11 protein-coding genes are annotated in these 13,817 nt (G+C 72.3%); 8 read left to right on the forward strand and 3 right to left on the reverse strand.

Annotation, left to right across the window (positions count from 1 at the left end):
* Positions 1-173: 173 nt before the first annotated feature.
* From AN215_RS23670 to nudC, 3 genes are read left to right on the forward strand one after another with little or no spacing between them, the layout of a single operon-like run.
* On the forward strand, positions 174-3,758 hold the full coding sequence (locus tag AN215_RS23670; RefSeq protein ID WP_079123352.1) for an ATP-dependent helicase: 3,585 nt from the start codon (positions 174-176) through the stop codon (positions 3,756-3,758).
* Between the two features lie 10 nt (positions 3,759-3,768).
* The gene (locus AN215_RS23675) at positions 3,769-5,211 is read left to right on the forward strand and encodes a dipeptidase (protein WP_070011420.1); all 1,443 of its coding nucleotides are present in this window, start codon (positions 3,769-3,771) and stop codon (positions 5,209-5,211) included.
* Between the two features lies 1 nt (position 5,212).
* Positions 5,213-6,220: an NAD(+) diphosphatase gene (nudC, locus tag AN215_RS23680; RefSeq protein ID WP_079123353.1), complete on the forward strand. Its 1,008-nt coding sequence runs from the start codon at positions 5,213-5,215 to the stop codon at positions 6,218-6,220.
* 66 nt (positions 6,221-6,286) lie between these two features.
* Here nudC and AN215_RS23685 read toward each other — a convergent pair whose 3' ends face one another.
* Positions 6,287-6,529: a mycoredoxin gene (locus tag AN215_RS23685; RefSeq protein ID WP_070011084.1), complete on the reverse strand. Its 243-nt coding sequence runs from the start codon at positions 6,527-6,529 to the stop codon at positions 6,287-6,289.
* A gap of 159 nt (positions 6,530-6,688) precedes the next feature.
* On the opposite strand from AN215_RS23685, the gene AN215_RS23690 reads away from it, so the two are divergent.
* From AN215_RS23690 to AN215_RS23705, 4 genes are all read left to right on the forward strand, one after another.
* Positions 6,689-9,070 carry a UvrD-helicase domain-containing protein gene (locus AN215_RS23690; RefSeq protein WP_079123354.1) on the forward strand — a complete coding sequence of 794 codons (2,382 nt, stop codon included), beginning with the start codon at positions 6,689-6,691 and terminating at the stop codon, positions 9,068-9,070.
* Positions 9,071-9,219: 149 nt separating this feature from the next.
* A complete protein-coding gene (locus AN215_RS23695) occupies positions 9,220-9,495 on the forward strand; it encodes a hypothetical protein (protein WP_079123355.1) in 276 nt (91 codons plus the stop codon).
* Positions 9,496-9,627: 132 nt separating this feature from the next.
* Positions 9,628-9,993 carry a WhiB family transcriptional regulator gene (locus AN215_RS23700; protein WP_275521509.1) on the forward strand — a complete coding sequence of 122 codons (366 nt, stop codon included), beginning with the start codon at positions 9,628-9,630 and terminating at the stop codon, positions 9,991-9,993.
* A complete protein-coding gene (locus AN215_RS23705; RefSeq protein ID WP_070011083.1) occupies positions 9,990-10,313 on the forward strand; it encodes a hypothetical protein in 324 nt (107 codons plus the stop codon). The genes AN215_RS23700 and AN215_RS23705 overlap by 4 nt, the downstream gene beginning before the upstream one ends.
* Before the next feature lie 132 nt (positions 10,314-10,445).
* Here the strand turns inward: AN215_RS23705 and AN215_RS23710 are convergent, their stop codons facing one another.
* Both AN215_RS23710 and AN215_RS23715 read right to left on the reverse strand, forming a co-directional pair.
* Complete coding sequence (locus AN215_RS23710; RefSeq protein WP_070011082.1) at positions 10,446-11,834, reverse strand: ABC1 kinase family protein; 1,389 nt, start codon at positions 11,832-11,834, stop codon at positions 10,446-10,448.
* A gap of 53 nt (positions 11,835-11,887) precedes the next feature.
* Entirely contained in the window at positions 11,888-13,012 is a 1,125-nt protein-coding gene (locus AN215_RS23715) for a ThiF family adenylyltransferase (protein WP_070011081.1), read from the reverse strand.
* A gap of 181 nt (positions 13,013-13,193) precedes the next feature.
* Between AN215_RS23715 and AN215_RS23720 the strand changes: the two genes are divergently transcribed.
* Positions 13,194-13,754, forward strand: a complete 561-nt coding sequence (locus tag AN215_RS23720; protein ID WP_070011080.1) for a M48 metallopeptidase family protein — start codon at positions 13,194-13,196, stop codon at positions 13,752-13,754.
* The last annotated feature ends 63 nt before the right edge of the window (positions 13,755-13,817 follow it).

A 13,817-nucleotide genomic window follows, 5' to 3' on the forward strand; every position in this document is an offset into this window, starting at 1 on the left:
GCTGCGGGGCCTGGCCGGAGCGAGCGGCGTGATCCGCGTCGCGCCGGTGCCGTCGCCCGCGTCGCCGGGACCGGCCGACTGCCCTGCGTACGGGGGCGGTTGACGGGCCGTCCGCGCCCCCCGCCGCCGTCTTTCTCCGGCGGTTGTCGGTGCGAGCCGTTAGCGTCTCTCGCGTGCCCGCACGACTCACCCGCACCGGACAGCTCGAAGAGCTTCTCGGTATCCCCTTTACCCCGGAGCAGCTCGCCTGCATCACCGCGCCGCCCGCTCCCCAAGTGATCGTCGCGGGCGCCGGTTCGGGCAAGACGACGGTGATGGCCGCGCGGGTCGTATGGCTGGTGGGCACCGGCCAGGTCCAGCCGGAGCAGGTGCTCGGCCTGACGTTCACCAACAAGGCCGCGGGCGAACTCACCGAGCGGGTCCGCAAGGCGCTGCTGCGGGCCGGGATCACCGACCCGGACCCGGCCGATCCCGAACACGCCTGCGGCGAACCGCAGATCTCCACCTACCACGCCTTCGCGGGCCGGCTCCTGACCGAGCACGGGCTGCGCCTGGGCGTCGAGCCCGGCGCGAAGCTGCTCGCCGACGCCACGCGGTTCCAGCTCGCGGCGAGCGTGCTCCGTGCGGACCCCGGCCCCTTCGAGGCGCTGACCAAGTCCGTCACCGCGCTCGTCGAGGACCTGCTCGCGCTCGACGGCGAGCTGAGCGAGCACCTGGTCCGGCCTGGCGGACTCCGTGCGTACGACGAGGAGTTGCGCGCCGCCCTGGAGAGCGCCCCCCTGAGCAACGCCGCGCTGCGCAAGGTGCCGCAGACCGCGCTGGGGCGTACCGAACTCCTCGGCCTGGTCGAGAAGTACCGCGCACGCAAGCGCGAGCGCGATCTGCTCGACTTCGGGGACCAGATCGCCCTCGCGGCCACCCTGGCCCGTGAGGTCCCGGAGGTCGGCAGGGCACTTCGGTCGCAGTTCTCCGCCGTCCTCCTCGACGAGTACCAGGACACCTCCGTGGCCCAACGCGTCCTGCTCTCGGGGCTGTTCGGCGCCGGTGAGGGCGCGGGTCACGCCGTCACCGCCGTCGGCGACCCCTGCCAGGCCATCTACGGCTGGCGCGGCGCCTCGGTCGCCAACCTCGACGACTTCCCCCGGCACTTCCCGCGCGCCGACGGCAACCCCGCACAGCGATACTCCCTCAGCGAGAACCGCCGCAGCGGCGGCCGTCTGCTCTCCCTCGCCAACACCCTCGCCGCGCCGCTGCGCGGCCGTCACGAGGGCGTGGAGGCGCTGCGGCCCGCACCGGGCGCGGAGGGCGAAGGCCTGGTGCGGTGCGCGCTGCTGCCCACGCACGCGGAGGAGGTGGAGTGGCTGGCCGACTCCCTTGCCCATCTCGTCCGTACGGGCACACCTCCCGGAGAGATCGCCGTACTCTGCCGCGGCGCGGGCGACTTCGCGGAGATCCAGGGCGCCCTGGTCGCACGCGAACTTCCCGTCGAGGTGGTCGGTCTCACGGGGCTGCTGCATCTGCCGGAGGTCGCCGATCTCGTCGCGATGTGCGAGGTGCTCGCCGACCCGACGGCCAACGCCTCGCTCGTACGGCTGCTGACGGGTCCGCGCTGGCGGATCGGGCCCCGCGACCTCGCGCTGCTCGGGCGCAGGGCCCGGCTGCTCGTACAGCACGACGAGGACCACGGCGGCGACCCGGACAGGCGCCTGGCCGCGGCTGTCGAGGGCGTCGATCCGGCGGAGGTCGTCTCGCTCGCCGACGCTCTGGAGACCTTCCTGGACGCCGGCACCGGTCACGACGCGGGAGACCGCACCGGCGGTCGCGGCGCCGGCCGTCACGGCGGGGCTCACGACACGGGTCACGACGCCGGGCTGCCGTTCTCGGCGGAGGCGCGAGTGCGCTTCACCAGGCTCGCCGCCGAGATACGCGACCTGCGGCGCTCACTGGCCGATCCGCTGATGGACGTGCTGCACAGGGTGCTCGGCGTGAGCGGCCTGGAGGTCGAGCTGTCCGCGTCCCCGCATGCGCTGGCCGCCCGGCGCCGCGAGACGCTGAGTGCCTTCCTCGACGTCGCCGCCGGATTCGCCGCCGTCGACGGCGAGGCCACGCTGCTCGCCTTCCTCGCCTTCCTCCGTACGGCGGCGCAGTACGAGAAGGGCCTCGACAGCTCGCTTCCCGGCGGGGAGAACGCGGTGAAGGTGCTCACCGCCCACAAGGCCAAGGGCCTGGAGTGGGACGTGGTGGCGGTGCCGGGGCTGGTGGCGAAGCAGTTCCCCGGCGAGCAGCCCCGCGAGTCGTGGCTCAGCCGGCCCAGGGTCCTGCCCCACGCGCTGCGCGGTGACGCGGCCACCCTGCCGGACGTGCAGGAGTGGACGGCGAAGGGCGTGAAGGCCTATGACACCGCGATGCGGGACCACCAGGCCACCGAGGAACTCCGCCTCGGTTACGTCACGTTCACCCGCCCCCGTTCGCTCCTGCTCGGCTCGGGGCACTGGTGGGGCCCGCACCAGAAGAGGCCCCGCGGGCCCTCGGCGTTCCTGGAGGCCCTGCGTTCGCACTGTGAGGCGGACCCGGCGCACGGCGAGGTCGAGCACTGGGCCGACGCACCCGCCGACGACGAGCAGAACCCGGCCGTCGCCGCCGCCGCGGCCGAGGAGCGGGCATGGCCGCTGCCGCTGGACGAGGAGGCGCTGGCGCACCGGAGGGCCGCGGCCCGGGCGGTGCTGGCGCATCTCGCGGAGGAGCCGGCGGCGGGCGAGTACGGCGACGCGGGCGCCGTGCCGGACGCCGCGGACCCGGCAGCCGTGCCGGGCGCCGCGGGCGCGCCGGAAGCGGTGCTCACGCCGGGCGCCGCGGGCGCGGTGCTCACGCCGGAGGAGTCGCGCCTCGTCGACTCCTGGGACCGCGACCTGAACGCGCTCACCGGTGAACTGAGGCGTTCCCGCGTCGCCGTCCGCGACGTACCGGTGCCTGCCGCGCTGTCCGCGTCGGAGCTGCTGCGGATGGCCGCCGACCCGTACGCCTTCGCACGCGAACTGGCCCGGCCCATGCCGCGCCCGCCGCAGCCGGCGGCGGCCCGCCGCGGCACGCGTTTCCACGCATGGGTGGAGTCCCGGTTCGAGGAATTGACCCTTCCGATGCTCGGTCCCGACGAGCTTCCCGGCGCGGACGACGGAGCCACCGGGTCCGCCGGGTCCGCAGGCGCCGACGGGTCCGCCGCCGACCAGGACGGGATCGCGGACGAGCGCGACCTGGCCGCGCTGAAGGAGGCCTTCCGGCGCTCGCCGTACGCGCGGCGCACTCCGTACCGCGTCGAGGAGCCGTTCCAGCTCGCACTGGCGGGCCGCGTCGTCCGCGGCCGCATCGACGCCGTCTACCGCGACGTCGCACCCGACGGCTCGGAGGCGTACGAAATCGTCGACTGGAAGACCGGCCGCGCACGCGACGCCGACCCGCTCCAGCTCTCCGTCTACCGCCTTGCCTGGGCCGAGAAGCAGCGAGTGCCGCTCGAATCCGTGGGGGCCGCGTTCCTCTACGTACGGAGCGGGGAGCTGGTCCGTCCCGAGGGCCTCCTCGGCCGTCCCGAGCTCGAGGAGCTGCTCGCCGGCCCGGACCTCTCCGATGACGACGCCGGCCTGGGCCCGGACGGCGGTGCCGGCCCCGTCCCGGACCGCCCGCACGCCGCCCGCCCGCACGGCCCCCGCACCGGCACGGACGGTGCGGACGCGGATGGGAGCCGTCCCCCGGATGCCGGATAGGCTGCCCGGCATGAGCAGCATCCCGGCAGCTCCGGACGACGCCGTCCGGGCCCGCATCGAAGACAGGCGTGCAGCCTTCCTCGACGACCTCGTGGAGTGGCTGCGCATCCCCTCTGTCTCCGCCGACCCGGAGCACGCCGGTGACGTGCGGCGCAGCGCCGAATGGCTCGCGGAGAAGCTCACCGCGACGGGCTTCCCCGTCGCCGAGGTCTGGGAGACCCCGGGGGCACCCGCGGTCTTCGCCGAGTGGCCTTCAGGCGATCCGGACGCCCCGACCGTGCTCCTCTACGGGCACCACGACGTCCAGCCCGCGTCCCGTTCCGACGGCTGGCACTCCGATCCCTTCGTCCCGGAGGAGCGGGACGGCCGTCTGTACGCACGCGGCGCCGCCGACGACAAGGGCCAGGTCCTCTTCCACACCCTCGGCGTGCGGGCGCACCTCGCCGCCACGGGGCGTACGTCCCCTGCCGTGAGCCTCAAGCTGATCGTGGAGGGCGAGGAGGAGTCCGGTTCGCCGCACTTCCCGGCGCTGCTGCGGGCGAACGCCGAGCGGCTGGCCTGCGACGCCGTGATCGTGTCCGACACAGGCATGTGGTCGCGGGAGACGCCGACCGTGTGCACCGGCATGCGCGGCCTGACCGACTGCCAGATCGATCTGTACGGCCCCGGCCAGGACATCCACTCGGGCTCCTTCGGCGGTGCCGTCCCCAACCCGGCGACGGAGGCCGCGCGGCTCGCGGCGGGCCTGCACGACGAGGCACGGCGCGTCACGCTCCCCGGCTTCTACGACGGGGTCGTGGAGCTCACCGACCGGGAGCGGGAGCTGTTCGCGGAGCTCCCCTTCGACGAGGACGTCTGGCTGCGTTCGGCACACTCCCGGGCGCCGCTCGGCGAGGCCGGCTACACGACGCTGGAGCGGATCTGGGCCCGTCCGACCGCGGAGGTCAACGGCATCGGCGGCGGTTACCAGGGGCCCGGCGGCAAGACCGTCATCCCGTCGGCCGCCCAGCTGAAGCTGTCCTTCCGGCTGGTGGCGGGACAGGACACGGAGAAGGTCCAGCAGTCGCTCCGCGAGTGGGTGGCGCGGAGCCTGCCGGACGGCGTCCGGCACGAGATCACCTTCTGGGGCGCGACCCGTCCCTGCCTCACGCCGCTCGGGCATCCCGCGCTGCGTTCGGTCGTACGGTCGATGGAGCGCGCCTTCGGGCAGCCGGTCCACTTCACACGTGAGGGCGGGTCCGGGCCGGCGGCGGACTTGCAGGACGTGCTCGGGGTCCCGGTGCTCTTCCTGGGCATCTCCGTACCGTCGGACGGCTGGCACTCACCGGACGAGAAGGTCGAACTGGACCTGCTGACGAAGGGCGCCGAGGCCGCCGCGTACCTCTGGGGGGATCTCGCGGAGCACTGGAGCGTGCACTCCCGCAGTGCCGTCGCAGGAGGAGCAGGAAGCTGAAGTGACCACTCGGACCGACTCGACCGCAGCCGCCGGAGCGGGGACCGGCGGCGGCACCGGCACAGGTGCCGCCGCGGACCGCCCGATCACCCTCACCGCGACCGGCGGCATCGACCGCGCCGCGCACCACCGGATGAACGAGGCATGGCTGGCGGCCGCGTGGAGCCACCCGACGACACGTGTTTTCGTGGTCTCCGGCGGACAGGCGCTCGTCGAGGACGACGGCGAGGGCAGCACGGAGCTGGTCATGATGCCGTCGTTCGACGCGCCGTTCACCGAGGCCCACCGGTACTTCCTCGGCGTCGACGACGAGGGCGTCCGCTACTTCGCGCTGCAGAAGGACTCGCTGCCGGGCCGCATGGACGACATCGCACGCCCCGCCGGGCTGCGCGAGGCGGGCCTGCTGCTCTCAGCACGTGACGCCGAGCTGATGGCGCACGCCGTGGGCCTGGAGAACTGGCAGCGCACGCACCGCTTCTGCTCGCGCTGCGGTGAGCGCACAGTCATCGCCGCCGCGGGGCATCTGCGCCGCTGCCCGGCCTGCGGTGCCGAGCACTATCCGCGTACCGACCCCGCCGTGATCATGCTGGTGACGGACGAGAAGGACCGGGCCCTGCTGGGCCGTCAGGTCCACTGGCCCGAGGGCCGCTTCTCGACGCTCGCCGGGTTCGTCGAGCCGGGGGAATCGCTGGAGGCCGCCGTCATCAGGGAGGTCGCCGAGGAGGCGGGCGTGACGGTGGGCCACGTCGACTACGTGGCGAGCCAGCCGTGGCCGTTCCCCGCCAGCCTGATGCTGGGCTTCATGGCCCGCGCCACCTCACCGGAGATCCATGTGGACGGGGACGAGATCGAGGAGGCCCGCTGGTTCTCCCGCGACGAACTCAGGGAGGCGTTCACGACGGGCGAGGTCCGGGCTCCGTCCGGCATCTCCATCGCGTCACGCCTCGTGGAGCGCTGGTACGGGGAGCCGCTGCCCGGGCCGGGGGCGGGGCCACGGCCCGGGGGCTGAGCCTCCCCCTCCGCGCGGGGACGGCAGCCTCGGCCGGCTGTCCGGGGGTGCTGTCCGGAGGTACGGTCAGCCGGCGACCTTCTGCTGCACCTGCGCCAGTGAGGGGTTGGTCAGCGTGGACCCGTCGGGGAAGAGCACGGTCGGCACGGTCTGGTTCCCGCCGTTGGCCTTCTCCACGAAGTCCGCGGAGTCCGGGTCGTGTTCGATGTTGATCTCCGTGTACGGGATGCCCGCGCGGTCCATCTGGCCCTTCAGCCGACGGCAGTAGCCGCACCACGTGGTGCTGTACATCGTCACGTTTCCCGTCATGGGTCCTGCGCTCCTTCGTGTCCGTTGGTGACTGGGGAACGTGTGAACGGGCCGGACCATTCCCGTGACGCGGGAGCTTCCGTGAGTGTCGTATGACGATCCCGGACCGGCTGTGGACAAGCGTCACGCCCGTCCCGTACGACCTGGCAGCATGGCGGGGTGACAGCAGCAACTGACTCCACTCTCTTCTCCCACCTCGATGAGGACGCGTTCACGGGGCCGCCGCGCGACGCGGACGCGGTGCTGGAGGGGCTCGATCCCGAGCAGCGCGAGGTGGCCACGTCGCTGCGCGGCCCGGTGTGTGTGCTCGCGGGCGCGGGCACGGGCAAGACCCGCGCGATCACGCACCGGATCGCATACGGAGTGCGTGCGGGGATCCTGCCGCCCGCCAGCGTGCTCGCGGTCACGTTCACCAGCAGGGCCGCGGGGGAGATGCGGGGGCGGCTGCGGCAGCTGGGTGCGGGTGGAGTCCAGGCCCGCACGTTCCACTCGGCCGCGCTGCGGCAGCTCCAGTTCTTCTGGCCGCGCGCGGTCGGCGGCGAGCTGCCGAGGCTGCTGGAGCGCAAGGTGCAACTCGTCGCGGAGGCCGCCGCCCGCTGCCGGCTCCGTCTGGACCGCAGCGAACTGCGGGATCTCACCGGTGAGATCGAGTGGTCGAAGGTGACGCGCACGGTGCCGGAGGACTATCCGGCGATGGTCGCCAAGTCGGGCCGCCTCCCGCCGCGCGATCCGGCGGAGACGGCCAAGGTTTTCGGGCTCTACGAGCAGCTCAAGCGCGAGCGTTCGGCGATCGACTTCGAGGACGTGCTGCTTCTGACGGTCGGCGTGCTGCAGGACCGTCCCGACATCGCGGAGACGGTCCGCGGGCAGTACCAGCACTTCGTCGTCGACGAATACCAGGACGTCAGCCCGCTCCAGCAGCGGCTGCTGGAGCTGTGGCTCGGCGAGCGGGACAGCCTCTGCGTCGTGGGCGACGCGAGCCAGACGATCTACTCCTTCACCGGCGCCACCCCGGACCATCTCCTCGACTTCCGCACGCGTCACCCGCAGGCGACGGTCGTCAAGCTCGTACGGGACTACCGCTCGACCCCCCAGGTCGTACATCTCGCGAACGGACTGCTCTCGCAGGCGGCCGGCCGTGCCGCCGAGCACCGTCTGGAGCTCGTCTCGCAGCGCGAGGCCGGTCCCGAACCGGTGTACACGGAGTATGCGGACGAGCCGTCCGAGGCGGAGGGCACCGCCACGCGCATCCGTGCACTCATCGACTCGGGCGTCCCGGCCAGCCGGATCGCGGTGCTCTACCGCATCAACGCCCAGTCCGAGATCTACGAGCAGGCGCTCGTCGACGCCGGCGTGCCCTATCAACTCCGCGGAGCGGAGCGCTTCTTCGAACGTCCCGAGGTCCGTGAGGCGGGTGTCGCGCTGCGCAGCGCGGCCCGCTTCGGTGACAACGACACCCTGCTCGACGGAGCGGTCGGGCTTCCCTCACAGGTGCGTGCCGTCCTCAGCGGCAAGGGCTGGAGCGACGAACCTCCGGCGGGCTCGGGCGCCGTCCGCGACCGCTGGGAGTCCCTGATGGCTCTGGTCCGGCTCGCCGAGGCCCTCTCGGCCGGGCGCTCCGCGTCGGGCGGAGAGGAACCGAGCCTCGCCGACTTCGTCGCGGAGCTGGACGAGCGGGCCAACGCCCAGCATGCGCCGACCATCGAGGGGGTCACTCTCGCGTCGCTCCACTCCGCCAAGGGCCTCGAGTGGGACGCGGTGTTCCTGGTGGGCCTCACCGAGGGCATGATGCCGATCACCCATGCCAAGAGCGACACCCAGATCGAGGAGGAGCGGCGGCTGCTCTACGTCGGTGTCACCCGTGCCCGCTTCCATGTCAGCCTCTCCTGGGCGCTGTCGCGTTCGCCCGGCGGCCGTGGAGGACGCCGCCCCAGCCGGTTCCTGAACGGGCTGCGGCCGGGCTCGTCCGCCACCGGCGGCGGCACGGCCGGCGGCCGCGGCGGGATCGAGCGCGGCGGATCCGCCGGCGGCCGGGGGCGCAAGCGCCGCGGGCCCGTGCGGTGCCGGGTGTGCGGGCGTTCGCTGACCGATCCCGGTGAGATGAAGCTGATGCGCTGCGAGGGCTGCCCCTCGGATCTGGACGAGCAGCTCTACGAGCGGCTGCGCGAGTGGCGTTCGGAACGGGCCAAGTCCCTCGGCCAGCCCGCGTACTGCGTCTTCACCGACAAGACCCTGATGGCGATCGCGGAGACGGTGCCGGACGACGACGCGTCTCTCGCGCGCATCTCCGGTGTGGGCGTGCGGAAGCTGGAGAAGTTCGGGGCGGATGTCCTCGCGCTCTGCGCGGGCGAGGAGTCGGGCTCCGACGCCGGACCGGGACCGGAGTCCAGCTCGGGCTCCGGGGACGCATCGTCCTCCGAGCCCGGCCCCGCGCCCGGCCCCGAGGCCCGACCGCAGCCCGGCGCCGAGCCTGGAGGCGCCCCGTCGGGGGCCGCCGGCGAAGCCGTCCCGGAAGCATTTTCAGAGACGGCGGAAAAATAGTTTGCGCGCGCCGTCCGGAGCCCCATAGCCTTCCGGACGTGGACAGGGCGGGGGCTTTCCGCTCCAACCCATCCATGCTGTACTGACTCTTGCACGTTTGCGGATCGGCTCCGGCTGATCCCCCGAGTCGCCGAGAGGAGGCGAACCCAGTGATCGACTTCATTACCACCACCAAGATGACCGACCGCTCGGTCGTCGCCTCTTGCCTGCTCGGTTCCCGGGTCCGCGGCACGGGTCTGTCCCGCGTCGTTCCCGGCGCCGGCGAGCGACCGGCCACGGCACTTCAGGTAGCGGCAGCAGTGGCGCCGGCAGCGGCCTACGCCTTTGCGTTCGCGGCCGCCGGTGTCGGCGATGGCAGCCAGAAGACGAAGCACAACCCGATGTGGGCCTTCCGTGGGCTCGAACCCTGGAGAGATCCAGCCTGATCGGCGAGATCAGGTCGGCACCTTCCAGGGCCGCGGAACCCACACAGGGATCCGCGGCCCTTCTGTTTGCCCAGGGCCCGGCCACCAGCCGGGCCGACAAGACAACAGACATCGACAGACGAGGAACCGGCAGTGCACCCCGAAACGCACCCCCCGTCACCCACGACAGACCTGATGCCGCCTGATGCCACCACGGAGGAACTCGTGACTGCCCCGCTGATCACGCTCACCGAGCTCGACGAAGCCATCGAGCGGCTCGGTGTGACCGTGCCCTGCCGCTCCTACGACCCGGAGGTGTTCTTCGCCGAGGCCCCGGCCGACGTGGAGTACGCGAAGACGCTGTGCCAGACCTGCCCGCTGCGCGAGGCCTGCCTCGCCGGTGCCAAGGACCGCCGCGAGCCCTGGGGCGTCTGGGGAGGCGAGCTGTTCGTCCAGGGCGTGGTCGTACCCCGGAAGCGTCCCCGTGGCCGTCCTCGTAAGAACCCGGTCACAGCATGAGCACCGCAGGCACCATCGACCGCCCGACGACGCGCGATCCGCAGCAGCGTCCCCTTCCGAAGCAGGACCCGACGATGACATCCGACTCCGATATCCCGAGCCACTCCGGTATCGACGCGAACTCCTCGCGTCAGAACAGGACACGACAGATGCAACTCATGCCGGAATCCCTGGCGCGAGCCCATATGAACGACCGCCTGCACGAGGCCGAGTCAGAACGCAGAGCGCTGCGTGTCACTTCGGCCCGTCGCCTCCAGCGTCGCGCCGAGCGCGCTTCCCTGCGGGCCCGCAGGGCGCTGGCCATGGCGGTCATGCAGTGAACGAACCGAGAGCCGGGGCGCAATGCCCCGGCTCTCGCCGTTGGCGGCGGCAGAAGCCCGAAGTGGCGGGGTGACGCTGCCGCCGCCGCCCTCAGTGCACCGGTTCTGGGCCCACCCCGGTGCCCGCCTCGGTCAGGCAGGTGTCTCGGCGGCAGCCGGTGAGTCCTCCTCGCCGTCCTCCTGTTGCTGGGTGAATCCCGGCACCCATGCCTCCATCTCCTCCCGCATCCGCACCGTCGCCCCCAGCTGGCACAGCACGCCGATGGTGCTCAGCGTCACCCGGTGTATGAGCAGGTAGGACGGGGGCAGATTGAGCTGCTTGCCCAACTGGTGTGCCGGGGAGCGGGGATCGGCGATCCGCGCCGCCTGGTCCCGCATCCACCCCCGGTGGAAGTGGAAGGACTCCGCCCGGGCCGGCTCGATCACGGGCACCAGATAGTCCAGCACCGCGGACGGCTCCAGCTCGATGGAGTCCTTGACGAAGCCCTCCGAGCACAGCAGTTCGTACACGGCGTCGGCCTCACCGTCGATGACCATGCGCAGCGCAGTGCCGATCGTGGGCGGCAGGCCGCCCGGCAGGCGGTCCACGGTGCCGAAGTCCATCACGCCGAGCCGCCATTCACCCCCGCCGTCCTCGGATCCGTCGGCCGGCAAGAGGCGGAAGTTGCCGGGGTGGGGGTCCGCGTGCAGCAGCCCCGTGCGGGCGGTGCCGGAACACAGGAATCGGGCCAGCAGCTGCCCCGCACGGTCCCGTTCCTCCTCGGTGCCTTCCGAAATGACGTCCGCGAGCGGCACCCCGTCCATCCACTCCGTCACCAGCACCTGCTCGCACTGGTGCACCACCGCGGGAATCACGACGTCCGGGTCCTCGGCGAACTCCTGCGCGTAGAGCGCCTGGGCCTGTGACTCCAGGCCGTAGTCCAGCTCCTCGGTGACCCTGTCGCGCAGCTCTGTGACGAGAGGCTTGATGTCCATGCCGGGGATGAGCGGCCCCAGCATGCGTACGAAGCGGCCGAGTTGGGTGAGGTCGGAGACCAGCGCCTCGCCTGCCCCCGGGTACTGCACCTTCACGGCGACCTCACGTCCGTCGTGCCAGACGGCGTGGTGCACCTGCCCGATCGACGCGGCGGCCGAGGGCATGTCGTCGAACTCCTGGAAGAGTTCGAGCCACTCCTCGCCCATCTGCTCGGCCAGCACCTCGTGGACGGTGCTGGTCGGCATCGGCGGGGCGGCCTCCTGCAGCTTGGTGAGCGTCGCCCTGTACGGCCCCGCTATCTCTTCGGGCAGCGCCGACTCGAAGACGGACAGCGCCTGCCCGAACTTCATCGCACCGCCCTTCAGCTCACCCAGGACCTTGAACAGCTGCTCCGCGGTGCGCTGTTGAAGATCGTGACCGACGAGTTCGGCGGAGAGACCTCCGATCCGCTTGCCGATGCCCCATGCGGAGCGCCCGGCGAACCCCAGCGGCAGCGCGGCGAGTTTGGCGGTACGCGTCACTGCCTTACGGGGAAGATCAGACATTGGCCCCTCCACTTCCAGACGGCTCGGCCGCAGCGCACCGGCAACCGCGGCCGTCAGGCCATTGTGACCTCTTCGGCGGCATCCGCCGAGACCGGGCGACCCGCTGTCACGGAAGAGGCACCACATGGACACCCGGGGTGGGGCGAGAACTGCTCGCTGCTGCCGATGAGGTGCGGCAGCGCGAAGCGGATCCGGTAGCCACTGGCGCAGGCGCCGTCACCGTCGAGGAAGCCGAGCGCGTAGGAGGCGATGGCCCCCGCGGCCACCGTCGCCAGTGCCGAGTCGCAGGCGGGAACTCCCGAGCGCCGCCTGGCCGACATGCGCCACTGGCCCACCACGAGCGGCCAGCTCGGCTCCCGTTCGGCCCGGCTGCGCAGTATGCAGCCCGCACACGGAGAGACCCCCGGTGTCACCAGCGGCCCGACGAATCCCGTGCTCTCCACCACTCCGCCGTACAGATGGGGCGTCCCGGCCTCGACGAATCCCTCCGCGGCTCCCGGGTCCGGCGCGTAGGCGTCGAGGCCGTCACGGGGAGCCAGCACCACGAGCCGCACAGCTCGCTGAGAGCGGGCCGTGGACCGCCGCCGCGAGCCCTGGGAACGCCATGGCCGGGCACGGGAGACGGCCCTGCGCGCGGCCACGTCGCGCCGCTCGCCGCAGTCGTCCGGGGAGATGCCGCCGGGCGCGGTGTCCCAGGGCTCGACGTGGCCGCCGTCCACGACCACGACCTCTCCCACTCCCGCGGCCGACAGCGTGGCCGCGACGAGCGCGCCGACGCGGCCCGCGCCCCGCACCTGCACGCACGCGTCCCTGCGGGCCGCGAGCCTTCGCAGCCCGTCGCCCGGCTTCCGGTGCACGACGGAGAGGGAGGCCAGATCCGGCCGGAGCCGGTCGCCCACGCCGGCGGACGCGCTTCTGTCCGCCGTGGCGTCGTCGAGAACCCCCGCGGACGCGAGCCTGTCGACGAGCTGCTCCGCTGCGCCCTCCCGCAGGCCCAGCCGGGCGGCCTCGTCGCGCAGCTGCACAAGGGAACGGGTGCCGTCCATCGACTCCATGAACGCCGCCGTCGTGTTGTCCACCGGGCCGAGCAGCACCGCGTGCGCAGGGGCGACGCCGTACTGCACCGTCTGCCCGTCGCGCCACGCACGCCGCAACGCCGGCTTGATCATCGGATGCATGCTGCTCCGTCCTTCCTCGACCACCTGCTGCCTGGAACAGCATGCGGTTGCCGGCGGAGGCCCGCAGAAAGTTGTCCACAGGCTTGGGAGGCAGTCATATGAAGCGAACAGGTATGGGGCGATTGCCTCGAACCCGGCCGGAGGTGGGACTTCCGCTCCCATCAGCGGGTAACGTCGAGACGTGTCCGCCGACCCGCTGAACAGCGCAAGCCAGCCGGCGGTCGAAGTGCGCCGCAGTGCGCGGCGCAGGCGCACCGTCTCCGCGTACCGCGAGGGCGACCGCACCGTCGTGATGATCCCCGCCCGCATGTCCACGGACGAGGAACGGCGCTGGGTCGGCGTCATGCTCGACAAGCTGGCCGCACAGGAGAGCAAGCGCATGCTGGGCGACGCAGAGCTCGCCGAGCGCGCCGCCAGGCTCTCCGAGCAGTATCTCGGCGGCCGTGCCCGGCCCCACAGCGTCCGCTGGGTGACGAACCAGAACACCCGGTGGGGCTCCTGCACCCCCGCCGAGGGCAGCATCCGCCTCTCGCACCGGCTGCGCGGCATGCCGGAGTACGTGATCGACTACGTGCTGCTGCACGAACTGGCGCACTTGCTGGTGCCCGGCCACGGCTCGCGCTTCTGGCAGCTCCTGGACGCCTACCCCCGTACGGAGCGGGCCCGCGGATTCCTCGAAGGCGTCGTGGCGGCGGACCGGCTGCCCCACCTCCCGGCCGCGCGCGAGGAGCAGGACGAATAGGACGTTTTCAGCCGTCGTACCTGGCAGCGGGAACCGGACGGTCACGACAGGCAGCAGTCATGT

The sequence above is a fragment of the Streptomyces abyssalis genome (assembly GCF_001751365.1).
Lineage (GTDB): Bacteria > Actinomycetota > Actinomycetes > Streptomycetales > Streptomycetaceae > Streptomyces > Streptomyces abyssalis.